The organism is Brucella lupini, from assembly GCF_002252535.1.
GTDB classification, from domain to species: Bacteria; Pseudomonadota; Alphaproteobacteria; order Rhizobiales; family Rhizobiaceae; genus Brucella; species Brucella anthropi.
Window position 1 is genome coordinate 106,451 of record NZ_NNRN01000054.1, and the last position, 21,819, is coordinate 128,269.

Here is a 21,819-nt window from a genome sequence, read left to right on the forward strand (position 1 = left end):
CACGAAGTGCGACAGGAAAATACCGCTTTTCCAGCCCTTCATCGAATATCCATAATAATCGCACGCAAGCGCACGCGGTCAGACGCTTCCTTCATATCCTGCCTGTTCGTTTTCAAGCAGGCGACGGAGCGTCAGAAAACTGTTTTCGACGACACTGCGATCAGCCGGAGACGAGAAGGCAACGCGGACCCTGTGATAAATCTGATCGACACGTCCGGCCTTGAACTCATCTTCGTCGTCGATCAGGATTCCGCTTTCATACGCGGCGGCCTTGAACGTGCCCGAAAGCCACGGCTCGGGCAGTCCCATCCACAGAAATGGAACTGTCGGACGGGATACGAAATCGAAACCGTCGAAGATTTCTCGCGCCATCTTTTCGCGAATGCCCGTTTCTTCGCGGCATTTGCTGTGAATGGCGTCTGCCTCGCCGGACAACACCAGCTGAGCGCCGGTTTCAGCGAGCAGGAATGCTGCGCCGCCTGTGACCATCTTGTGCGTTACCTTCACGCGTTGGGCGCAATGCACAGGGCAGGCGACCCATCCGCTGCGTATGCCTGCGGCAACGGCCTTTGACAGACCGGAGACGACGAATGTGCGTTCAGGTGCAAAGCTTGCCAAGGGTGGAATCTGGCTGTCGCACATGATGCCATAGATATCGTCTTCGATAAGCCAGACATTGTAACGCCTTGCGATGTCGGCGATTGCACGACGGCGTTCTTCCGGCATGACGGACAGGGTAGGATTGTGCAGCGTCGGCATCAAAAAGGCGAGGGTCGGATGCTGCTGGCGGCAGGCTCGTTCGAATTCTTCCGGGATCAGACCGTATTCATCCAGACCGGCCTGAATGGTACGGCGCCCGAGAAGGCGCACGGAGCGGCTGATCTGCGCATAGGTCAGATTTTCGAACAGGATGCGATCGCCCGGATTCGTGAAGGCCGTGATGATGGCGATGCTCGCAGCCTGCGCCCCATTGGTAACGACAATGCTGTCAAGATCTGGTCGCCAGTCGGCTCGCGAAAGCCATTTTTGTCCGGCTTCCAGCCAGTGCTGCGGAAAATAGCGCGAATAGCTCGCAATATCCTGCGGAAAATCCCGATGAATGTCGGCATTGATTTTGGCCAGAACTTCATGCTGGCCGACATCCGGCGCCGCAGTCGTGTCGAAACGTATTTTCCCAGAAGGGACATCGGCAGGCTTTGTACCGGCAATGCCAGAGGCGGTCAGCGCGTTGTCTGCCGGTTCTTCGCCCAGAACGTAAGTTCCTCGACCGACTTCGCCCGTCACGAGACCGCGTTCATGGGCCAGCGCATAGGCACGACCGATTGTGCCGATTGTCACCTTCAAGTCGAATGCGAGATTGCGCTGTGGCGGAAGTTTGATACCCGCTGGCAATCCACCATTCCCGATGGCTTCTTCGATGGCATCGGCAAGCTGCAGGTAAAATGGACCGGATTTACCGGCAAGGTCTGGAATCCAATTTGTCATGGTGACAACTTATAAATTGTACCTATTGCCAAGTCAATTGTAGAGTCAATTCGTCGCTACTTGGTGACAATGCAGACATCGAGCTAAACACAAGGTTTGTCTCGACTGCTTCCCAGCTCCCAACTGGCCCAACTGGCAATGAAATGGACCGAGCCAATGTTTTACTTTAGACCGCAGACCGAGACAATAGATACAATTCTTCCTGTGCCCGTGGCTGATGGCATTACGGATTTGCCAAAAGCTTTGCAGGTCAATCTGATGGCGGCGTCCCAACCGCAGATCGGATATGTACGGCGCGTTGTCTCTTTTTGTTCTTACGCATTGTCCGACGCATCGAAGCTGGAAAAGAAATCAGTCCAGCGGACTGATTTCCCTGCGCAGACGCTTCGCACTTTTGCTGGAAGGGCTCTGAATTGGATGTCTTATCGAATGATGCTGCGGCGCAGTCGGATCGCCCTCGGCGAACTGACCGACGATCAGTTGCGCGATATCGGACTACAGCGCGACGAAGCAGAGCGCGAAGCGCGTAAGGTGCGTTTTCACTTGCGTTGAAGTATGTCGCGGAAAGCAGCTTTCCGCGACAGCTTGATTACTGGCAACCGCTCTGGCCTGAAGCCCAGCGGTTGACGTCGGCGGCGATCCTGCCGCCATGGCTTTCCTGCATCATGGGACCGAAAGCCTCGACGCGTGCAGGATTGCCTTGCGCCTGCACGACGAGCAGCGGACGTAATGCCGGATTACGGGCGGGCACGACCAGAATGCGCGGACGTCCGGTGAAGGAATTCAGTTCCGGCGCGAGTGAGTAACCGCGGAAATCCTTGTCCTTGGATTTGAACCAGCAGCTATTTGCTGCCAGCGCGATGCGCTCCATGGTTGGCAGTGCCGCCTTGCTGGCGTCGACGGCGATGGGCCCCGTGGGCTTGCTGGAAGTGCAGGCTGCAAGCAATGCAATGGCCGGGAGGGCCAGAAGAGCGAAAGTCTTGGTCTTCAAGGAGGGGCTCCGATAGTGCGTGCCTTCAAAAAGGCACGCATGAGAGGTGGGGGTAAACAGTGTCAGGCTAGTGGTCTGATTCCGACATTTGCGTCCCTCTGATACAGGCGCCGAGCAAATGTCGGAATCGCAAAGACCACTAGCAACTTTATGTATCTAGTGGATTTTTCGAATTTGACGTTTGAAACAGCATCTCATTCAGTCGGCATTCAAACGTCAAATTCAATCCACTAGTTGCGGCATGAAAGCTTTCAGTCCGTCATCCATCTCGTTCCAGATGCGCTCAAAAACCGGATGCTGTTTTGCCTTGGCGGCATATGCATCAAACTTCGGGAACTCGTCCAGCAAATCCGCTCTGCCCGAGAGTTTCTTCAATGGTTCCATCAGAAAACGCACCGGCAACAGCCAGCAATCTGCAAGGGTCGGTTCGTCTCCGGTGGCATAGGCTTTGTCCGAGAGACGGCTTTCGACCACTTTCAGGCCGGTATGCATCTTTTCGAACAGGCGTTCGATGCTTGCATTGTCGCGCTCGGGCTTGCTCAAAAGGATGAAAAGCTTCATCGCGGGTCCAAGCACGTCCAGTTCCGTCACGCGGGCAAGGAGGCGAATAAGTGCGCGCTCGCGCGGCGTTCCGGGCAGCACGGATATTTCCGGAAAATGATCCTCGAGATATTCGGCGATCACCGTCCCTTCGTACAGCGTTTCTCCGGAACTGGTAATCAGCACGGGAACGCGGCGGAGCGGTGTGATATTGCCGAAATCGGCTGGAAACGGGTAGGGCATGTTCATCGGCTTGAACGACAGGTCCTTCAGGTAAAGAACCCCGCGGACAAAGGCCGAGTAAGGGGAAAGAGGTCTGGAATAAAGCTGCATGAATGAAGTTCCCCTGATTCGTTATCGCTAAAATGTGCGAGGCATTTCCAGCAAAAGTGTGAACGCTCCTGCCTGGATAGCGCATGAAACAAATATGGGGCGATCCCGACGATTCCTCCTGATCAGGACCCTCCCGAAGTCAAGCTGCCACGAAAATAGACGCTTTGCCAGTGCAGTTTTGCAGCTGAGGCGTCAGAGCAGGCGCAATAAAAAAGGCGGCTTCAATCGAGCCGCCTTTTCCGTTTATCTGTGTGCCAGCTTATGCAGCGAGGCCCAGCGCGCCAGCGAAGAGCGCCCGACCGTCATCACCGCCATGCGCGGATTCGATCAGGTTTTCCGGATGCGGCATCATGCCGAGCACATTGCCGCGTGCGTTGACGATACCGGCAATGTCGTTGACCGATCCGTTCGGATTGGTGCCTTCGGCATAGCGGAACACAACCTGGCCTTCGCCTTCGAGACGCTTCAGCGTTTCGGCATCGGCGAAATAATTGCCGTCATGATGCGCGACCGGGCAGCGGATGATCTGGCCCGGCTTGTAGCCGCGCGTGAACGACGTGTTGGCGTTGGTTACTTCGAGCTTTACTTCGCGGCAGACGAACTTCAGCGAAGCATTGCGCATCAATGCGCCCGGCAGAAGCCCGGCTTCGACGAGGATCTGGAAACCGTTGCAGACACCCATGACCATGACGCCCTTATCGGCCTTCTCGCGAACGGCCTGCATCACCGGCATACGGGCTGCAATCGCACCGCAGCGCAGATAGTCACCGTAGGAAAAGCCGCCCGGAATCAGGATCAGGTCCACATCGTCGGGAATGCTCGTATCGGTCTGCCAGACGGTCACCGGTGCCTGTCCGGTGATCTTGGTGAGTGCTGCGATCATGTCGCGATCGCGATTGAGACCGGGAAGGAGAATGACTGCGGATTTCATGAGCGTCTCTGTCCTTTGCCTGGTCAGCCGATGGCGATGGAATAGTCTTCGATCACCGTGTTGGCGAGCAGCTTTTCGCACATGGCCTTCAGGTCGGCTTCGGCCTTGCTCTTGTCGGAGCCATTCAGTTCGAGGTCGAAAACCTTGCCCTGACGGGCCGAGTTGACGCCGTCAAAACCGAGGCTGCCGAGCGCGCCGACGATTGCCTTGCCCTGCGGGTCGAGAACGCCGTTTTTCAGTGTAACGGTGACGCGTGCCTTGATCACTCTGTAGTTCCTGCAATTTTAGAACGAATGAAACAGCCCGGAAGGCTTAATCTGGCATGATCCCGAAAACCGTGTCGACTTTCCGGGATCGTGCCCTTCCGGGCTGGGCGGATCATTTTACTTCACAAGCGTAGGGCCAGCCGGGCGCGGCGTGTCGTTCTCGTTCATGATGCCGAGACGGCGAGCCACTTCCTGATAGGCCTCAACCAGTCCGCCCATGTCGCGGCGGAAACGGTCCTTGTCGAGCTTGTCATTGGTGGTGATATCCCAAAGACGCGCAGAGTCCGGAGAAATTTCGTCGGCGACGACGATGCGCATCATGTCGCCTTCCCACAAGCGACCGCATTCCATCTTGAAATCGACAAGCTGGATGCCGATGCCGAGGAACAGGCCGGTCAGGAAGTCGTTGACGCGAATGGCGAGCGCCATGATGTCGTCGATTTCCGGCGGGCTTGCCCAGCCGAAAGCCGTGATATGCTCTTCGGTGACCATCGGGTCGTCGAGTGCGTCGGCCTTGTAATAGAACTCGATGATCGAGCGCGGCAGCACGGTGCCTTCTTCAAGGCCAAGGCGCTTTGCCAGAGAACCGGCGGCGACATTGCGCACAACCACTTCAAGCGGAATGATTTCCACTTCCTTGATCAGCTGCTCACGCATGTTGAGGCGGCGGATGAAGTGCGTTGGAATGCCAATGCGGTTAAGCTGGGTGAAAATATGCTCGGAAATGCGGTTGTTCAGCACGCCTTTTCCGTCGATGACTTCATGCTTCTTTGCATTGAAAGCGGTTGCATCATCTTTGAAAAATTGGACGAGCGTACCGGGTTCAGGGCCTTCATAAAGAATCTTGGCCTTGCCCTCGTAAATACGGCGGCGACGGTTCATGGCTTTTCTCGGATTTCCATATTTATGGTGATCGGCTCTAAGCCGCTATTCTCGCGGGCTACCTATAGCAATTGTGGGCTTTTAACAATCCTGCTTTGTGCCCGTTCCCCCGTTTTCGCTGTTTCTGATGCAAGTTTATGCATGAGTCGCAAGAAAGTAGTCTTTAGCTCTTGTATAATCTTGCTCCCCTTGCCAGCTTTAGGCAAGAGAACGGATGACGATCTCTTCTAACTTGTAAGTCTGGGAGCTTTATGAATGACCACTGGCATGGATGATCGCCGCGACGCTTTTGAAAAGAAATTCGCGCTTGATGCGGAACTGCGCTTCAAGGCGGAGGCACGCCGCAACAAGCTTCTGGGACTCTGGGCCGCAGACCAGCTTGGCAAGAAGGATGCGGATGCCGAAGCCTATGCCAAGGAAGTCGTTGCCGCCGACTTTGAAGAATCTGGTGATGAGGATGTTTTCCGCAAGGTGCGCGCCGACTTCGATGCGGCAAGTGTAAGCGTTGCAGACGAAGTTATTCGTGAGAAGATGTTTGCTTTCCTTGAAGAGGCAATCCGCCAGGTAAAGCAGGATTGATGGATGGTTCGGGGCGGAATGATAGATAGCACTTCCGCCCTGATCCTTTTGAAATGAAGGAAATTCGAATGTCGTTGTCTTCGCGCCTCCGCGCCGGGGAAACAGTGCTTTCTGCATGGTCCTCCCTTCCCGAACCCCTGACGGTCGAAATTCTCGCCCATAGCGCCTTCGATGCTGTAACGCTGGACATGCAGCATGGCGGCCACGACGAGGCGAGTGTTCTTCGCTCTCTCGGCCTTATCCTGAACGCTGGCAAGCCGCCGGTCGTGCGCGTTCCTGTCGGACGCTTCGACATGGCAAGCCGTGCGCTGGATTTTGGTGCGCAGGCGGTCATCGCTCCGATGATCAATTCCGTCGAGGATGCCCGCAGGTTTGCAGCCGCCATGAAATATCCCCCGGTGGGCGAACGCTCATGGGGCGTGTTCCGGGCCAATGCGGATTACGGCGCACCGGGTTCCAACGATTATCTGACTACCGCAAATCACGATACGCTTGCCTTCGCGATGATAGAAACGCGCGATGCCTACGATGCGCTGGATGCCATTCTGGATGTTCGCGGCATCGACGGCGTTTTCGTCGGCCCTGCGGATTTCTCCATTGCGTGGAGCAACGGGCGTGAGGCAAATCCGAATTCGGATGCGATTGTGGAACCTATCGGCAATATTGCCCGCAAGGCCGCTGCGGCAGGAAAGATTGCCGGTATTTATTCACCGTCACCGGAGTTTGCGCGTCGCTACATTCCGCTTGGTTTCCGCTTCCTGACACTCAGCAATGATGGCGGTTATATCCGGCTCGCAGCAGAAACGCTGACCAAAGCGGTTCGCGACTAATTCCATTGCAAGATATTCAACAAGAAAAGGCGGGCTAATGACCCGCCTTTTTCATGCTGTATGAATAAACATCAGTGATGCTTGGGCGTCTGTAGTTGCGTCATGAACTCGGCGAACACCATCGAGCCTTCTGGCCACGGTCCATGACCGGATTCCGAGTTGATATGCCCGGATTCGCCAGCGTCGATCAGCATTGCACCCCAGTCCTTCACGACATCTTCGGCAGCTTCAAAGCTGGAGAAGGGATCGTTACGGCTAACCACGGTGATCGTGGGGAATGGCAGACGTTCACGCGGGTAGGGGCCGAACGTCATCAGATGCTTGGGGCGGATCTTGTCGTTGGAAACATCCGGAGGCGCCACGAAAAAGGCTCCAGCCACCTTGTGCTGAAAATGCGGCAAGGCATGAACTGCAGTTGCAACGCCGAGCGAATGCGCGACGAGAACAATCGGCCTGGTCGCCGCATTGGCGGCCTTTACCACTTCACCAATCCAGTCTTCGCGAACAGGTTTGGTCCACTCGGCCTGCTCGACGCGCCGCGCCGTCGAGAGTTTGCTCTCCCAACGGGTCTGCCAGTGGTCGGGGCCGGAATTGGTATAGCCGGGGATGATGAGGATATCTGCGTCTTTGACTTTCATGGCTTCCCATTTAGAGAGGCTTTGTAACTTCTTCAAGCCGTGCTTGTTGTATGCTTGGTAAAGAAGGCATGCGAATGATGAACAGCCTGTTCGCTGATCGTGATCTTGTGAAACATGTCCCAAATGGTGATGTTTAGGCAAGATTTGAAACACGACGGAGAGACTGGCATGACAATCAGCAGACGTAATATCCTCGGCGCTGCCGGGGCTGCTGTCATGGCCAATATTCTTCCTGTTCGCGCAGAAATGCCGTCGAAGGAGGGCGACATGACACAGCATTTGAGAGCAACCGCAGTCGAAACCGAACGTACGGTTGCTCCGCTTCCATTCGCAATGACTACGCCAATGCGTGTGGCTCGCGTTGGCCTGAAGGCGCGCGATGCCGAAACATTGGCTGAATATTATCGCGATGTCGTCGGCTTGCGTGAGATGACGCCTCGCGGCGCGTCGATTGTACTCGGCGCCGGCGACCGCGAACTGATGGAAATTGAACAGTTTTCGGCGGCCAGGCCGGACGATCCGCGCAGCGCCGGTCTGTATCACACCGCATTCCTGCTGCCGACACGTGGCGACCTTGCGCGCTGGTCGCGCCGCGCCATCGACAAGCAATTGCCGGTCAGCGGTGCATCGGATCACAAGGTAAGCGAAGCCATCTATCTGACCGATCCCGAGGGCAACGGTATCGAAATCTATTCAGATCGTCCGAATAATGAGTGGCAATGGAATGGCGACCGTGTTGCCATGAGCACCGATCCGCTCGATGTCAGCAATCTGCTCGATGTCATCAAGCGCGAGGGCGGAGAATGGGACGGCGCACCGCAAAACACCGTGGTTGGTCACGTTCATCTGCGCGTCGGCAATGCCCATGAAGCCGAAACCTTCTGGCACAATGAACTCGGCCTCGAAACCGTTCAAACCTATGGTGACCGGGCTGTGTTCATGTCCACCGGGCGCTACCATCACCATATCGCTGCCAATGCCTGGCAGAGTGCCGGTGCGGGCAAGCGTGACGAAGATCGGACCGGCCTAGGCTGGGTTGAGCTGGAAGACACGCGTGGCGGTAACAACAGCACCTTCGTGGATCCATGGGGCAACGTGGTCAATACGATCAAGACCAAGGCGTAACCAGCCGGTCTTCAGAATGTAAAAAAGCCCCATGTTTTCATAAACATGGGACTTGTTCCTGTTTTCGTGCTTCCTCCCTCATCCTGAGGTGCGGAGCGAAGCGAAGCCTCGAAGGACGAGGGCAGGCGGAGTGTTTCCCTCAGCCCTTCGAGACGCCGTTTTCAACGACTCCTCAGGGTGAGGGAGGGGTGGGCAGCGCCACTTCAACCGAAGACGCGCTTGAAAATCGTATCTACATGCTTGGTGTGGTAGCCGAGATCGAACTTTTCGCGGATCTGTTCTTCGGAAAGGGCCGCGCGTACTTCCGCGTCGGAGAGCAGTTCTTCGAGGAAGTCGGCACCCTGTTCCCAGACCTTCATGGCGTTGCGCTGCACGAGACGATAGGCGTCTTCGCGTGATACGCCAGCCTGTGTCAGCGCCAGCAGCACGCGCTGCGAATGCACCAGACCGCGGAACTTGTTCATGTTTTTCAGCATGTTGTCGGGGTAGATGACCAGCTTTTCGATCACGCCAGCCAGACGGTTGAGCGCGAAGTCGAGCGTGATGGTGGTGTCCGGGCCAATCGCACGTTCGACGCTCGAATGCGAAATATCGCGTTCGTGCCAGAGAGCCACGTTTTCCATTGCAGGCGTTACCGACATGCGAACCAGACGGGCAAGGCCGGTCAGGTTTTCGGTCAGAACCGGGTTGCGCTTGTGCGGCATGGCCGACGAACCCTTCTGGCCCGGCGAGAAGAATTCTTCCGCTTCCAAAACTTCCGTGCGCTGCATGTGGCGGATTTCGATGGCGATGTTTTCCATCGAAGAGGCGATGACGCCGAGCGTTGCAAAGAACATTGCATGGCGGTCACGCGGGATCACCTGCGTCGAAACCGGCTCTGCCTCGAGGCCGAGCTTGGCGCAGACATATTCTTCCACACGCGGGTCGATATTGGCGAATGTGCCGACGGCACCGGAAATAGCGCCTGTTGCGATTTCCGCGCGCGCCGCAACGAGGCGGGCACGGCCACGTGCCATTTCGGCATAGAAACGCGCAAAGGTGAGGCCCATGGTCGTCGGTTCGGCATGGATGCCGTGGCTGCGGCCGATGCGGACCGTGTCCTTGTGTTCAAAAGCACGCTTCTTCAGAGCTTCCAGAACGCGGTCCATGTCGGCAAGCAGCAGATCGGCAGCGCGTACGAGCTGGACGTTGAGCGTGGTGTCGAGCACGTCCGAAGAAGTCATGCCCTGATGCACAAAGCGGCTGTCCGGACCGATGAATTCGGCCAGATGGGTCAGGAATGCAATGACGTCATGTTTCGTGACGGCCTCGATCTCGTCGATACGGGCGACGTCGAACTTCGCCACGCTACCCTTTTCCCAGATGGTCTTGGCCGCTTCCTTCGGGATGACGCCGAGTTGCGCCAGTGCCTCGCAGGCATAGGCTTCGATCTCGAACCAGATGCGGAACTTCGTTTCGGGCGACCAGATGGCGACCATTTCAGGCCGGGAATAGCGCGGGATCATGGGTGCATCCTATAGAATGGAATAGACGGACGGAGTTTAGTGATTACGTGCGGCCTCGGCAGCGGTGCGGATCGCCTGGATATTGGCGCGGTAGCTCTCGACGGAGTTGCCCTTGTAAACGGCAGAACCGGCCACGAGAATGTTGGCGCCTGCTGCAACGACCGAGCCTGCGGTTTCCGGTGTAATACCGCCGTCAACTTCGATATCGATAGGGCGGTCGCCAACCATTTCGCGGACGCGCTTGATCTTGTCGAGCATCGGCGTGATGAACTTCTGGCCGCCAAAACCGGGATTGACGGTCATGACGAGGACGAGATCGACATCTTCGATAACGTTCGTCAGCGCCTCGACGGGCGTTGCGGGGTTGAGCGCCAGACCGGCCTTTTTACCGAGAGCGCGGATCGACTGCAGCGAACGGTGCGTGTGCGGACCGGCTTCGGCGTGAATTGTTATGAGATCGCATCCAGCATCGGCAAACGGGGCCAGATACGGGTCGCAGGGCGCAATCATCAGATGCGCATCGAAGAATGCCTTGGTACGCGGGCGGATCGCCTTCACCACCTGCGGGCCGAAAGTGATGTTCGGCACAAAATGCCCATCCATGACGTCGATATGCACCCAGTCGGCACCGGCTTCCAGCACGGCGTCGACTTCTTCGCCAAGACGGGCGAAGTCGGCGGAAAGGATGGACGGGGCGATGGCGATGGGGCGCATATGTGATCTCCGTAACTTTGGCCAGCCCCTAGCACATGAGGGGCAGGAATCCTATCCCCAGCGCTTGTGGAACCACATCCACTGGCCGGGATATTCGCGTACCCATGTTTCGACGGTATCGTTCAACAGCTGTGCGGTTGCGGCAACATCGATCTCGCCCTTGTCGTCGCGCGGCAATTCCATGCGCTCATAGAGTTCGAGACGATAACGCCCGCCGGGAAGGCGGATACAGCGTGCCGGATAGACGTCGCAATCATATTGCCGCGCAAGCTTGGCCAGTAGTGGATTGGTCTTCACCGGACGATTGAAGAAGGTGGAAGGCACACCGCGGCGGAATTTCTGGTCCACCAGCATACCGACATTGCCGCCTTCATCGAGGATATGCGCAAGCGACCACGCAGCCCCGGCTTTCGACGGCACCAGATGGCCCATATTGGTGCGACGGGCCTTCAGAACCTTGTTGGCGATATAGGGATTGTTTGGCGGGCGGAAGAGCGCCGTAACGTTCAGGCCGAAGGTGGCGGCGCAGATCGGCAGAAGCTCGAAATTACCGGTATGGGCGGTGAAGAAGATATGCGGCTTCTTTTCGTCGCGCAGGCGTTCGAAAATCGGAATGCCTTCCACTTCGACCAGTCCCGGTGTCGTGGCATAGGGATCAAAATCGAAGATAGCGTCGAGGAAGATATATTCCGCGAAAAGGCGCGCCATCGAATCCCACATTTCGCGGGCGATTTCCTCGATTTCGGCGTCGCTTTTCTCAGGATAAGCCTGACGCAGATTATCGGTGGCAACCTTGTGGCGCGGCGTCAGCGGCCCAATGAAGCGGGCTGCTTTCGCCGAAAAGCTTATCGCTGCCTTCGCCGGGAAAAGGCGCAGCAGGCCAAGCAGCAGAAAGACGGCCTGCGCCCAGAGCCAGTAGTTGAACTGCTTCAGCTTGCGGGTCCAGCGGAAGAGCAGAAGTTTCAGCTTGAACATCATGGACGTGGGCGACTCAGTCGATCTCGAGAATGATCTTGCCGAAGACGTCGCGGCCTTCCATGCGCTTCAGCGCCGTGTCGATATCGTTGAAGCCGACCACGGTGTCGATGACCGGATGCACGATGCCACGCGCCATTTTCTGCATGGCGTCGGCCATGTTTTCCATACGGCAACCGAAGGAACCCAGAATCTTGAGCTGCTGCTGGAAAAGCTGCATCAGGTTCATGTTTGTTGAGACGCCCGAGGTCGAACCGCAGGTGACGAGACGCGCGCCGCGCTTCATGCAGAGCATGGAACCGGCCCAGGTGTCTGCGCCGACATGTTCAAAGACGACATCGACGCCCTTCTTTTTGGTGAGCTTGCGCACCACGCCCTCGAAGCGGTCTTCGCGATAGTTGATGACGTGATCTGCGCCAAGCGCCTTGGCCTTCTCGATCTTGTCGTCGGAACCGACTGTGGTGATGACGGTGCAGCCCATCTTCTTGGCAAGCTGGATCGCGGCTGAACCGATGCCGGAACCGCCAGCCTGTACGAGAACGGTTTCGCCGGGCTCAAGCTTGGCATTGTCGAACAGCATATGCTCGACCGTACCGAAGGTTACAGGTGCGACGGCGGCACCTATGGCGTCCACACCGGGAGGTGCCGGAACGAGCAGGCGGGCAGGCAGGTTCACAGCCTCGCAGGCAAAGCCGTCGAGATGGAAACCGTGTACACCGCCGACATGTTCGCACAGATTGTCACGACCTTCGCGGCAGGCGCGGCAAAGTCCGCAGGTGCGCGCGCCATAGATCGAGACGAGCTGACCGGGCAGGAGATTGGAAACGCCGGGGCCGACAGCATCCACGACGCCTGAAGCTTCCGCACCGATAACCAGCGGCATCTTGCGCTTGGCAAACGCCATGCCGCGCCAGCCCCACACGTCGATGTGGTTGAGCGCAACGGCCTTGATCTTCACGGTTACCTCGCCAATGCCGGGGGCAGGCGGCGGTGCGATATCTGTAATTTCAAGGCGGCGATCATCGAGAAGCTGCAAGGCGCGCATGAAGTAATCCTTTTCAAGACATAATCCCGGAAACGGCGAACCGTCCGGGATCATGGGAAAATTCGTATTTGCCGGACCGATTAATTCGGATTTGCCGCCAAAACAAGGCTCGTATTCTGTCCGCCGAAACCGAACGAGTTGGAAAGCACGGCAGAAACCTCCGCCTGACGCTTCACATTCGGCACGACATCAAGCGGAATAGCCGGGTCCGGATTGTCATAATTGATGGTCGGGGGCAGGGTGCCCGTCTGGATCGTCAGCAGCGAGAAGACGGCCTCGATAGCACCCGCAGCGGTCAGTGTATGGCCGATCATCGACTTGTTGGAGGAAACCGGAATGGAGCCAAGACGTTCACCGAAGACCGACGAAAGCGCCAGATATTCCATCTTGTCGTTTTCCGGCGTCGAGGTGCCGTGGGCGTTGATGTAAGAAATCTGCTCTTCGGTCAGACCGGCATCGGCCAATGCGGCGCGCACCGTGCCAATGGCAGGTGAAGCGTCCGGCTTGGAACGGGTGCGGTGGAAATCATCGGCCTTTTCGCCGCAACCGGCCAGAATGCCCAGAACCTTGGCGCCGCGTGCAACAGCGCTTTCGAGTGATTCCATCACCAGCGCGCCGGAACCTTCCGACATGGCAAAGCCGTCGCGGTCCTTGGAGAAGGGCTTGGAAGCCTTTTCCGGCTTGTCGTTCTGGGTGGAAAGGGCCGAAAGCAGCGAAAAGCGGATCAGGGCTTCGGCAGAGACGGAGCCGTCAGTTCCGATGGAAAGAACCCGATCACTTTCGCCACGACGGATGGCTTCGACACCAAGCTGGATCGCAGTCGCACCCGAGGCACATGCGGTCGAAAGCGTGATCGGCAGGCCGCGCGTGCCAAAAGCTTCCGACAGGCGTTCAGCGATATAGCCGAACTGGGTCGTATTGAAGAGGTCATTCTGACGGGCGCGGCGGCATGCTTCCAGCAGGAGCTGATAGCTTGCCGGACCTTCATTCTTCACGGTCGCATCAAGTGCGAACCGGCTTTTCCAGTCCAGTTCGACCGGAGGAGCCGCCAGAAAAAGCGGACCGCCGAAATCGGTAGACGAAAGACCGGACTGGGCAAGGGCTTCCTCACCTGCGAGCCGGGCCAGCGCTTCGGAGAGCGCCGATGCGCCCACATCGCTTTCGGCCAGGAAATCGACAGTTCCGGAGAAGCGTGTATTGAGGTTGTCGGTTGGAAAGCGGGTGATGGCATGGATACCCGATTTTCCGCCGGTCAATGCAGCCCAATTGTCTTCCTTGCCCTGACCGAGCGAGGAAACCACACCTGCGCCGGTGATGGCGACAATGGGACGGCCGAGATGGTCTGTATATTTCGTCATCTTATACTCTCACCAGCTTTGCTGCGCCTTCGGCACGAGTCGCTCCGACTGCGGTGACAATTGCTTCGCTGATTGGGCCACTGGCATCCTTTTCGGATGCATCCAGCGGTGCAAAAGCCTCGCCTTTCCAGACGGATATGGCCGCAAGTGCCAGCGCCAGCGGGAACTGCGCTTCGCGCAAATGACCGGTCAGGCCGGATATGCCGCGATAAGTGGCTGACAGAGCGTCCAATGCGGTTTTCTCCGCGCCGGTCGCTTCATGGGCGCCGGAAGCAGCGGAAACAACATAGGAGGGGTCCTTGCCGTCATTGGCTGCGAGGATGAGTTCACGGATGGTGTTCGTAAGATCGGCATTGTCGCGCCGGATCTGTGCACTTTCGATGCCGGCAACTTCCGCATAGGCGCGTGCGCCGCGCTTGGCTGCGTGGTCAGCGCTTTCCAGAACAAGGAACACGCCGCCGGAACCGGAAATCATGCCGCCGCCAGCCGAACCGTCACGCTGCCAGAGCGGCGCCCAACCATCATGCTTGAGCAGTCCGCCAAGCTCGTGACCGAGAATCATGTCGAAATGTTCGGCATTGTAGGAACCGCCAACCAGCGCATGGGTGCTCTGACCCGTGCGAATGCGCGCCGCTGCGGTTTCGATAGCCGAAAGGCCGGAACCTTCTTCGCCCATGAAGGTACGCGAAGAACCGGTCACCTTGTGGACGATCGAAATATTGCCTGCGAGCAGGTTGGAAAGCTGCGCCAGAAACAGGGTCGGGCGCAGTTCGGTCGAGAGTTTCTCGTTCAGCATGACGCCGCGATCGTTGCGGGTGCGGCCTTCATCCAGAATCTGCATATCGACGGTGATGTCGCGTTCGCCGCCACCGGCACCCACGACCATATCCATGGTCGCGCAAAGCGCTTCGTCGTCCTTCATGCCAGCATCCTGCAGAGCAAGCCCTGCGGCATAGGTGCCAAGGCGCTGCCAGGTTTCCATCTGGCGCTGATCGCCACGCTTTGGAATCTGCAGGCTCCAGTCCACTTCACCCAATGGATGAACAGTGTAAGGCGCAAAGGCTTCCTTTTCGAGGCGCGGCTCAGTGCCAGCCTTCGAGAAAGCGTTCCAATGCACATCGACCCCTTCGCCGAGCGAGGAGATGATGCCGATACCTGTGATGACGACTTTATTGTTCTGCATGGGTCCCGTTTGTCCGTCGATGCTGAGACTGCTCTGACACGCGAAAAATTCGCGCTACCAGAAACGGAATCAGGGCGAACATTTCTGTTCACCCCTCAATACCGCCATATTATGTGCCGGATCAGCCTTTTTTGGCTGCAACCAGCTCATCGATTTTTGCGCAGAGGTTCTTGAGAACGAAATATTCTTCGGTCGGAACCTTGCCTTCGTTCACTTCCTGGGTCCACTGCTCAAGCGGAATCTTGATGCCGAAAGCCTTGTCGATGGCGAAGACGATGTCGAGGAAGTCGAGGCTGTCGATGCCCAGATCGTCGATGGTGTGGCTATCTGGCGTGATGGTGTCACGGTCGATTTCACTGGTTTCGGCGATGATGTCGGCGACTTTGTCAAAAGTAGAGGACAAGTTTCGATTCCTTTATTCATGGCGGTGCCACAGTTGGCACGCATCTGACTGTTTGCGCGTGTCTAGCGTTTTTCCGGTGACAGGGAAAGTCATATTACTTTCATAGTCACCGAGCTTTCAAAACCGCATATAAGGCGCGCAACATACGAAGCGCAACATAAAGACAAACTCTAATTTTGGAAATATTCTCAAAACTGAGTTATTACAACTGGGCTAGGGTTCGTTTCTGACGCGCCGCACAAAATACCAAAGACCAACCGCAGCACAGGCGATCATCACAATTGCCAGTGCGTATTGCACCGGGCCATTCCCCGATGCAATTGCCACGAGGCCTGATGCCACGCTCCCCATTGTCCCCAAAGCTTCCGGGTGCTTCAAAACAGATGTGACGGCCATATCGCCCTGACGGGCCTTGGGTGAGATATCATTCGTCGGTCCTGCGGCATGGATGATGGGCGCGTTGGCAGCGAGCGCCAGCGCGCGCGAACGCACCCGTTCGACACGGGCGAGCCAGCCTTTGCCGAAGGTTGAGGCTGTAGACAATCCTTCCAGCCAGGATGCGCGTGCATCGCACAAAGCATTGATGACCTCGTCGGTAGATCGCATATTGGCGGCCGCAACCGTCTGGGCTCCAATTATTCCATCTTCGGGCAAGCCCAGAATACCTTGCAGCATCCTTGCCGCGCGTGCGGGACCTGAATTGACCGAAAAGTCGAACAGGGCGTAGTCGAGACCCGAAGGCAGGTTGTCTCCGTCGATCTTGTTCCAGAATTGCACCTGATAGATTTGCGTGGCAGTTGCTGGCATCATTTCCTTTACGTCTTCGGGCGATGCCTGATGTCCGTCCCATGCGGACAGGGTTGCGATGGTGATACCCATATTGGTTGCGCCGCCGGGATCAGCGGGATTGTCTGCATATCCGCCTTCTTCACTAAAAATATAAGGCATGACTTTCTGGAAATTCGATTTCATTGAAAAAGCCTCTAATTTAGTATTTATCGATAAAAAACAGTAATTTATAGCTCAGGATATCATTGGTTCTTCAGAAGAAAATAGTGTGAAAACTACTTGTTCATGCATTCAATCAAGATTGGTTCAAAATCATTATTTGATCACGATGTGTCTTGCGTACTGCACGATGATGCGGCTTCATGAGCATCTCATCGCTGCATCATTGACAGGCGGGCAAAAGTGAATTCGGAAATCTTTGGATATGCACCGGACGGGCAGGCGGTTCACCGGCTCACGATCTCCAATGGCCCGCTGACGGCCAGGATCATCAATTGGGGCGCAGCCATTCAGGATCTGCGCATGGAGGGCCATGCGGCTCCGCTGGTGATCGGCTATCGCGACTTTGCCGATTATCCGGCCCATTCACCGCATCTGGGTGCGATTGCGGGTCGTTCGGCCAATCGTATCCGCAATGCCCGGTTTGATCTGGACGGAACGACTTACGAGGTAGACCCGAATTTTCAGGGCCGCCACAACCTGCACGGCGGCAGCAAGGGGCTCGGCAATCGCGTCTGGAAGATAACCGGAAACGGTCCGGATTTCGTGACGCTTGCGACGGTGGCAACCGATGGCGAGATGGGGTTTCCCGGCAACCTGAATGTCAGCTGCACCTATATGCTCACCGGGGATGGGACGCTCATCGTGCGGCTGGAAGCGGTGACCGACAAGCCGACCGTCTGCAACCTGCTGCATCACAGCTACTTCAATCTCGATGATGGCGGCGAGGGCGATATCCTCGATCATCAGCTCAAGATCGGAGCCGACGCCTATATGCCGGTCGATGATGCTCTCATTCCGGACGGACGCGTTCTGCCGGTCAAAGGAACGCCTTTCGATTTCCGGGAGTTCCGTCCGATTCGCTTTGAGGAGAATGGCAGTCAGGTCCAGTACGACAGCAATTTCTGCCTGACCGCAGCGCGGGGTCCATTGCGCCCATGCGCGTCGGTCAAGGGCGCTCGTTCCGGTATTCGTCTCGATATCTCAACGACAGAACCGGGCGTTCAGTTCTATGCAGGCAACACCATGGCCAATGATTGCATCGGCCTGATGGGCAAGCCTTACGGAAAACACGCGGGTTTCTGTCTTGAGCCGCAGATATGGCCGGGATCGCTGGAATATCCGTATTTCCCGCAGGCAATATTGCGTCCGGGCGAGATTTACGCCCAGACCAGCCATTTCAGCTTTTCACGCGAAAAGTAATCAATCAGCAAAAGCGGCGCGTGCGGTTTCCATCGGAGCGAGCGCGCCGCGTATCTCGACGACACGCGCTGCAACCAGATGCGCCTTGCGGGCTGCATCCACCGGCGCGAGCCCGTTTAATCGCGCAGCAAGATAAGCACCGTTGAAGCTGTCGCCAGCGCCGGTGGTGTCCACGGCTTGCGCCATAACGGATGGTACCGACACTCTTTCATCGCCGGAGACGACCAGAGCCGGTTCGGTGCCGTCCTTGACGACGATCTCTTTCACGCCGAGTGCGGCAAGGCGATCTGCACAGGCGCTGGCATCCTTGTCGCCAAAGAGCGCTTGTTCATCGGGAAATGTGGGTAGGGCAATATCCGCAATGCGCATCGCTTCGCTGATGATCTCCTGCGCAACTTTCCGGTCAGGCCAGAGCTGGTGGCGGAAATTCGGATCGAATGCGATTCGTGAGCCGGCGGTGCGGCACTTCCGCAAGACATCGAAAAACGTGTCGCGATGCTCGGGCAGGATGATGGCGATTGAAATGCCCGAAAAATAGATGATGTCGCGGCCGGTCAGGCTTTTTTCCAGGGCTTCGCGGTCGCTGGCGAGACGCCGTGCCGCGGCGTCGCTCCGCCAATAGGTGAAGGAACGCTCGGCGCCGTTGAGCGTGATTGCGTAAAGACCGGGATGAAGCCCGTCAATAATGGGGCTATGGGCGATTCCGATTCCATTTGATGTCAGGAATACGCGCTGCTTCTGGGAGAAGCTGTCTTCGCCGAAAGCGGTCACATATTCGACAGGGTAGGATTTCTCCATCAGTGCCCGCATGTACCAGGCGGTGTTCAGCGTATCACCCGCAAAACCCATGCGCCATTGATCGCCTTCATTGCCTGAAAGCTCGATCATGCATTCGCCGATAGACGCAAATCCGCCCATGTCAGTCTCCTCACTTCCAATGGGGCTAACGCCTATACTAATTTGCCGCTATGTAAAATTGGTTTGTCGGTAGTCATCCAGCCTTTATCGACTTGCCACATTCATTGTGTAAGCATCCCCCGACTGCATCGCCCTCAAAATCGGGATAGCTTTTCAAAAGCACGATGCATTACCTGATATTTTGGAGTTCCGCTGACGCCGTGTAGCGAACCTCAGCCAAGGATTTGACATGCGTTATGCGATTTATTTCACGCCGCCATCCAATGATGCGCTTTTGAAGGTTGCCGCAAACTGGCTCGGGCGCAATGCGTTCAGCGGGGAGCCGGTCAAAATGCCTGCGATTCGCTCGCTCGCGACCGCTGAAATCGCCCAGCTGACCGAAGAGCCGCGCCGTTATGGTTTTCATGCGACCATGAAAGCGCCGTTCCGTCTGGATGAAGAGCATACTGAAAATGACCTGCTTTCCGCATTGATGCATTTCGCATCGTCGGCGTCACCGGTCGTCATTCCCCGTTTGAAGCTGCATGCAATTGGCCCGTTCTTCGCGCTCGTGCCGGAAGAGCCGGTTGCTGAGCTGAACCAGCTCGCCAATGATGTTGTCGTTGCCTTCGACCGGTTTCGCGCACCGCTCACTGAGGCGGAAATTGCAAAGCGGCGGCCGGAGCGTCTCAGCGAGACACAGCGGCACAACATCGAACGCTGGGGCTATCCTTATGTGTTCGAGGAGTTCCGCTTTCACATGACCCTGACCGGCCCGGTTGAGGAGAAAGACCGCGCCCGCGTGGAGCGGACGCTGGACGAATTCTTTACGCCGCTGCTGGACGACGCCGTAGAGGTTGCGAATCTCGCTCTGTTCGTGGAACCTGAGAAAGGGGCTCCTTTCGAGATTCATTCGCTGCATCCTCTGACCGGTGGTAAGGTTGCGTCTGCTCGGGCCTCACGAGCGGTTGGGAGGCCGTAAGCAATGGGAAATGAAACGGTTCTGCGCAACGCCCGTATCGTGCTCTCCGACGATGTCGTTCTCGGTTCGCTGAAGCTCGTCGACGGCAAGATCGCCGATATCTCTACCGGCACCTCCAGTGTCGGCGACGATATGGAAGGCGACTTCCTGACGCCGGGACTGGTGGAACTGCACACAGATCATCTCGAAGGACACTATGCTCCGCGCCCAAAGGTGCGCTGGAACCCTATTGCCGCCGTACAGGCGCATGATGCCCAGATTGCCGCCTCAGGGATTACCACCGTTTTCGACGCATTGCGCATTGGCTTTGATGACGACGCCGAAACGGGTATCGACGATATGCGCAAGCTATCGTCGGCAATTGCCGAAGGCCGCGATGCGGGCCGTTTGCGCGCCGACCATTTCCTGCATTTGCGTTGCGAGGTTTCCGCACCCGACTGCCTTCCTGCCTTCGAACAGTTTGGCAATCAGGCGCTGGTCAGGCTGGTGTCGCTGATGGATCACGCGCCGGGGCAGCGTCAGTTCACGGATATCGAAACCTACAAGACATATTTTATTCGCAAGCTGAAATTCTCGGAAGAAGAATTCCGGCTCTATTGCGAGCGGCGTATCGGGCAGTCCCAGCAATATTCCGCGCCGACACGCAAGGCGATTGCCGAATTGTGCCACCAGCGCGGGGTTATTCTGGCGAGCCACGATGACGCGACGACAGAGCATGTCGCGGAAGCACAGGCACAGGGAATACGCGTCGCGGAATTTCCCACGACACACACAGCTGCGAAAGCGTCAAAAGATTCCGGAATGTCGGTGCTTATGGGAGCGCCGAATGTCGTACGCGGCGGTTCGCATTCGGGAAATGTGTCTGCGCGCGAGCTGGTCGAAGCCGGGCATCTCGATATCATATCGTCGGATTATATCCCGGCCAGCATGATGCAGTCGGCTTTTTTTCTAGCTGATGTCGTCGAGAATATCTCGCTGCCGCAAGCCATTCGTCTGGTTTCCGCCAACCCCGCCAAAGCGGTAGGGCTGGATGATCGCGGCGAGATTGTTGCCGGCAAACGGGCTGATCTGGTTCGTGTGCAGATTGCCGATCACGTTCCGATCATCCGCACCGTCTGGCGAGAGGGACGGCGGGTTATTTAGAGCATCGATCTGATTGGATCAGACCGACGCTCTAAATATTTCTATTTCAAGCATAATCTTATCGATCCTCGTTTCACTCCGGTCGGATTATGCTCTAACCCACCGAGATGGGCGTGGTCGGTTCGAGCACCAGTCTGCCATCATCCAGAATATCGAGCCGCAGAGAGCGATAGCTTTCAATGCTCAGATGGGATGTCTTTGGGGAGTGCGGATGCGTTGCGGTGACCACGACAACGCTCGCACCGGCAGTTTCTCCGGCAACGATACCGGCTGGCGCATCCTCGAACACAAGGCAATTGTGCGGATCGAAACCAAGTCGTTTCGCGCCAAGCTGGAAACATTCGGGGCTCGGCTTGCCACGCTCTACATCTTCGGCGGAAACGATGGTCTTTGGCATCGGCAGTCCTGCTGCGGCGACGCGGCGGGTAGCAAGTTCAAGTGGCGCCGAGGTAACGATTGCCCAACGGTCTTGCGGCAATGAACTGAGAAAGTCATACGCGCCGTCGATAGGTGCGATACCGTCCAGATCCGCCATTTCGGCCTGAAACAATATCTCCGCCTCGCGGATCGGGTCCACGCCCGGCAGAGCGAGGCGACGGACGGTTTCGACGGCCCGAACACCGTGGATCGTCGGCAGGAATGTGACCGGATCGATGCCATGACGTATCGCCCATTCGCTCCACACACGTTCGGTCGCTTCAATGGAACTCAATATCGTGCCGTCCATGTCGAAAAGAAACGCATCGAATGATTTGCCGAAAGGGGAAAAGGAGGTCACGCTGAATGTCCTTTAACTACGCGGA

Annotated in this window: 24 protein-coding genes; 7 read left to right on the forward strand and 17 right to left on the reverse strand. The window is 56.9% G+C overall.

The window, feature by feature from the left end:
- Positions 1-78 precede the first annotated feature (78 nt).
- On the reverse strand, positions 79-1,485 hold the full coding sequence (locus CES86_RS19395; RefSeq protein WP_094515111.1) for an aminotransferase-like domain-containing protein: 1,407 nt from the start codon (positions 1,483-1,485) through the stop codon (positions 79-81).
- Between the two features lie 138 nt (positions 1,486-1,623).
- On the opposite strand from CES86_RS19395, the gene CES86_RS19400 reads away from it, so the two are divergent.
- Entirely contained in the window at positions 1,624-2,037 is a 414-nt protein-coding gene (locus CES86_RS19400) for a DUF1127 domain-containing protein (RefSeq protein WP_012092241.1), read from the forward strand.
- A gap of 37 nt (positions 2,038-2,074) precedes the next feature.
- Here CES86_RS19400 and CES86_RS19405 read toward each other — a convergent pair whose 3' ends face one another.
- The 5 genes from CES86_RS19405 to purC form a co-directional block, all read right to left on the reverse strand.
- Complete coding sequence (locus CES86_RS19405) at positions 2,075-2,476, reverse strand: hypothetical protein (protein ID WP_012092240.1); 402 nt, start codon at positions 2,474-2,476, stop codon at positions 2,075-2,077.
- 222 nt (positions 2,477-2,698) lie between these two features.
- Complete coding sequence (locus CES86_RS19410) at positions 2,699-3,349, reverse strand: glutathione S-transferase family protein (protein WP_012092239.1); 651 nt, start codon at positions 3,347-3,349, stop codon at positions 2,699-2,701.
- 259 nt (positions 3,350-3,608) lie between these two features.
- Positions 3,609-4,280, reverse strand: a complete 672-nt coding sequence (gene purQ, locus CES86_RS19415; protein ID WP_094515112.1) for a phosphoribosylformylglycinamidine synthase subunit PurQ — start codon at positions 4,278-4,280, stop codon at positions 3,609-3,611.
- A gap of 23 nt (positions 4,281-4,303) precedes the next feature.
- Positions 4,304-4,546 carry a phosphoribosylformylglycinamidine synthase subunit PurS gene (gene purS / locus CES86_RS19420; protein WP_010661208.1) on the reverse strand — a complete coding sequence of 81 codons (243 nt, stop codon included), beginning with the start codon at positions 4,544-4,546 and terminating at the stop codon, positions 4,304-4,306.
- A 117-nt stretch (positions 4,547-4,663) separates the two neighbouring features.
- Positions 4,664-5,428: a phosphoribosylaminoimidazolesuccinocarboxamide synthase gene (gene purC, locus CES86_RS19425; protein ID WP_010661209.1), complete on the reverse strand. Its 765-nt coding sequence runs from the start codon at positions 5,426-5,428 to the stop codon at positions 4,664-4,666.
- 255 nt (positions 5,429-5,683) lie between these two features.
- Here purC and CES86_RS19435 point away from each other — a divergent pair, with 255 nt between their 5' ends.
- Both CES86_RS19435 and CES86_RS19440 read left to right on the forward strand, forming a co-directional pair.
- Complete coding sequence (locus CES86_RS19435; RefSeq protein ID WP_012092237.1) at positions 5,684-6,007, forward strand: DUF1476 domain-containing protein; 324 nt, start codon at positions 5,684-5,686, stop codon at positions 6,005-6,007.
- Between the two features lie 62 nt (positions 6,008-6,069).
- The gene (locus CES86_RS19440; protein ID WP_029376246.1) at positions 6,070-6,837 is read left to right on the forward strand and encodes an HpcH/HpaI aldolase family protein; all 768 of its coding nucleotides are present in this window, start codon (positions 6,070-6,072) and stop codon (positions 6,835-6,837) included.
- A gap of 71 nt (positions 6,838-6,908) precedes the next feature.
- Here the strand turns inward: CES86_RS19440 and CES86_RS19445 are convergent, their stop codons facing one another.
- On the reverse strand, positions 6,909-7,475 hold the full coding sequence (locus CES86_RS19445; protein WP_094515113.1) for an alpha/beta hydrolase: 567 nt from the start codon (positions 7,473-7,475) through the stop codon (positions 6,909-6,911).
- Between the two features lie 168 nt (positions 7,476-7,643).
- On the opposite strand from CES86_RS19445, the gene CES86_RS19450 reads away from it, so the two are divergent.
- The gene (locus CES86_RS19450) at positions 7,644-8,600 is read left to right on the forward strand and encodes a VOC family protein (protein WP_374828161.1); all 957 of its coding nucleotides are present in this window, start codon (positions 7,644-7,646) and stop codon (positions 8,598-8,600) included.
- A 203-nt stretch (positions 8,601-8,803) separates the two neighbouring features.
- Here the strand turns inward: CES86_RS19450 and purB are convergent, their stop codons facing one another.
- The 8 genes from purB to CES86_RS19490 all read right to left on the reverse strand — a co-directional run bounded on the left by purB (position 8,804) and on the right by CES86_RS19490 (position 16,755).
- Positions 8,804-10,105, reverse strand: a complete 1,302-nt coding sequence (purB, locus tag CES86_RS19455; RefSeq protein WP_094515114.1) for an adenylosuccinate lyase — start codon at positions 10,103-10,105, stop codon at positions 8,804-8,806.
- A gap of 36 nt (positions 10,106-10,141) precedes the next feature.
- Entirely contained in the window at positions 10,142-10,819 is a 678-nt protein-coding gene (gene rpe / locus CES86_RS19460; RefSeq protein WP_094515115.1) for a ribulose-phosphate 3-epimerase, read from the reverse strand.
- 51 nt (positions 10,820-10,870) lie between these two features.
- Entirely contained in the window at positions 10,871-11,797 is a 927-nt protein-coding gene (locus tag CES86_RS19465) for a lipid A biosynthesis lauroyl acyltransferase (RefSeq protein ID WP_094515116.1), read from the reverse strand.
- A gap of 13 nt (positions 11,798-11,810) precedes the next feature.
- On the reverse strand, positions 11,811-12,839 hold the full coding sequence (locus tag CES86_RS19470) for a zinc-binding dehydrogenase (RefSeq protein WP_010661217.1): 1,029 nt from the start codon (positions 12,837-12,839) through the stop codon (positions 11,811-11,813).
- Positions 12,840-12,919: 80 nt separating this feature from the next.
- Positions 12,920-14,197, reverse strand: coding sequence for a beta-ketoacyl-ACP synthase (locus CES86_RS19475; RefSeq protein ID WP_094515117.1), 1,278 nt, complete (start codon positions 14,195-14,197; stop codon positions 12,920-12,922).
- Between the two features lies 1 nt (position 14,198).
- Complete coding sequence (locus CES86_RS19480; protein WP_012092231.1) at positions 14,199-15,380, reverse strand: beta-ketoacyl-ACP synthase; 1,182 nt, start codon at positions 15,378-15,380, stop codon at positions 14,199-14,201.
- A 121-nt stretch (positions 15,381-15,501) separates the two neighbouring features.
- Entirely contained in the window at positions 15,502-15,783 is a 282-nt protein-coding gene (locus CES86_RS19485) for an acyl carrier protein (RefSeq protein WP_006466638.1), read from the reverse strand.
- Between the two features lie 213 nt (positions 15,784-15,996).
- Positions 15,997-16,755: a glycoside hydrolase family 108 protein gene (locus CES86_RS19490; protein WP_012092230.1), complete on the reverse strand. Its 759-nt coding sequence runs from the start codon at positions 16,753-16,755 to the stop codon at positions 15,997-15,999.
- A gap of 219 nt (positions 16,756-16,974) precedes the next feature.
- Here CES86_RS19490 and CES86_RS19495 point away from each other — a divergent pair, with 219 nt between their 5' ends.
- Positions 16,975-17,994: an aldose epimerase family protein gene (locus CES86_RS19495; protein WP_094515118.1), complete on the forward strand. Its 1,020-nt coding sequence runs from the start codon at positions 16,975-16,977 to the stop codon at positions 17,992-17,994.
- Here CES86_RS19495 and CES86_RS19500 read toward each other — a convergent pair whose 3' ends face one another.
- The gene (locus CES86_RS19500; RefSeq protein WP_094515119.1) at positions 17,995-18,912 is read right to left on the reverse strand and encodes a sugar kinase; all 918 of its coding nucleotides are present in this window, start codon (positions 18,910-18,912) and stop codon (positions 17,995-17,997) included.
- Between the two features lie 229 nt (positions 18,913-19,141).
- Between CES86_RS19500 and CES86_RS19505 the strand changes: the two genes are divergently transcribed.
- Both CES86_RS19505 and CES86_RS19510 read left to right on the forward strand, forming a co-directional pair.
- Positions 19,142-19,873, forward strand: coding sequence for a DUF1045 domain-containing protein (locus tag CES86_RS19505; protein ID WP_010661223.1), 732 nt, complete (start codon positions 19,142-19,144; stop codon positions 19,871-19,873).
- A 3-nt stretch (positions 19,874-19,876) separates the two neighbouring features.
- Positions 19,877-21,016 (forward strand): alpha-D-ribose 1-methylphosphonate 5-triphosphate diphosphatase, encoded by a 1,140-nt coding sequence (locus CES86_RS19510; protein WP_012092227.1) that lies wholly within the window; start codon positions 19,877-19,879, stop codon positions 21,014-21,016.
- A gap of 94 nt (positions 21,017-21,110) precedes the next feature.
- Here CES86_RS19510 and CES86_RS19515 read toward each other — a convergent pair whose 3' ends face one another.
- On the reverse strand, positions 21,111-21,794 hold the full coding sequence (locus tag CES86_RS19515; RefSeq protein ID WP_012092226.1) for an HAD family hydrolase: 684 nt from the start codon (positions 21,792-21,794) through the stop codon (positions 21,111-21,113).
- Positions 21,795-21,819 lie beyond the last annotated feature (25 nt).

What these genes read in the sequence shown, in the direction of transcription:
- purC (WP_010661209.1), bottom strand. Translation starts at nt 5,428, where the DNA reads ATGAACCGTCGCCGCCGTATTTACGAGGGCAAGGCCAAGATTCTTTAT.
- CES86_RS19470 (WP_010661217.1), bottom strand. Translation starts at nt 12,839, where the DNA reads ATGCGCGCCTTGCAGCTTCTCGATGATCGCCGCCTTGAAATTACAGAT.
- CES86_RS19500 (WP_094515119.1), bottom strand. Translation starts at nt 18,912, where the DNA reads ATGGGCGGATTTGCGTCTATCGGCGAATGCATGATCGAGCTTTCAGGC.
- CES86_RS19435 (WP_012092237.1), top strand. Translation starts at nt 5,684, where the DNA reads ATGACCACTGGCATGGATGATCGCCGCGACGCTTTTGAAAAGAAATTC.
- purB (WP_094515114.1), bottom strand. Translation starts at nt 10,105, where the DNA reads ATGATCCCGCGCTATTCCCGGCCTGAAATGGTCGCCATCTGGTCGCCC.
- rpe (WP_094515115.1), bottom strand. Translation starts at nt 10,819, where the DNA reads ATGCGCCCCATCGCCATCGCCCCGTCCATCCTTTCCGCCGACTTCGCC.
- CES86_RS19490 (WP_012092230.1), bottom strand. Translation starts at nt 16,755, where the DNA reads ATGAAATCGAATTTCCAGAAAGTCATGCCTTATATTTTTAGTGAAGAA.
- CES86_RS19480 (WP_012092231.1), bottom strand. Translation starts at nt 15,380, where the DNA reads ATGCAGAACAATAAAGTCGTCATCACAGGTATCGGCATCATCTCCTCG.
- purQ (WP_094515112.1), bottom strand. Translation starts at nt 4,280, where the DNA reads ATGAAATCCGCAGTCATTCTCCTTCCCGGTCTCAATCGCGATCGCGAC.
- CES86_RS19395 (WP_094515111.1), bottom strand. Translation starts at nt 1,485, where the DNA reads ATGACAAATTGGATTCCAGACCTTGCCGGTAAATCCGGTCCATTTTAC.
- CES86_RS19510 (WP_012092227.1), top strand. Translation starts at nt 19,877, where the DNA reads ATGGGAAATGAAACGGTTCTGCGCAACGCCCGTATCGTGCTCTCCGAC.
- CES86_RS19410 (WP_012092239.1), bottom strand. Translation starts at nt 3,349, where the DNA reads ATGCAGCTTTATTCCAGACCTCTTTCCCCTTACTCGGCCTTTGTCCGC.
- CES86_RS19475 (WP_094515117.1), bottom strand. Translation starts at nt 14,197, where the DNA reads ATGACGAAATATACAGACCATCTCGGCCGTCCCATTGTCGCCATCACC.
- CES86_RS19400 (WP_012092241.1), top strand. Translation starts at nt 1,624, where the DNA reads ATGAAATGGACCGAGCCAATGTTTTACTTTAGACCGCAGACCGAGACA.
- CES86_RS19505 (WP_010661223.1), top strand. Translation starts at nt 19,142, where the DNA reads ATGCGTTATGCGATTTATTTCACGCCGCCATCCAATGATGCGCTTTTG.
- CES86_RS19450 (WP_374828161.1), top strand. Translation starts at nt 7,644, where the DNA reads ATGACAATCAGCAGACGTAATATCCTCGGCGCTGCCGGGGCTGCTGTC.
- CES86_RS19445 (WP_094515113.1), bottom strand. Translation starts at nt 7,475, where the DNA reads ATGAAAGTCAAAGACGCAGATATCCTCATCATCCCCGGCTATACCAAT.
- CES86_RS19465 (WP_094515116.1), bottom strand. Translation starts at nt 11,797, where the DNA reads ATGATGTTCAAGCTGAAACTTCTGCTCTTCCGCTGGACCCGCAAGCTG.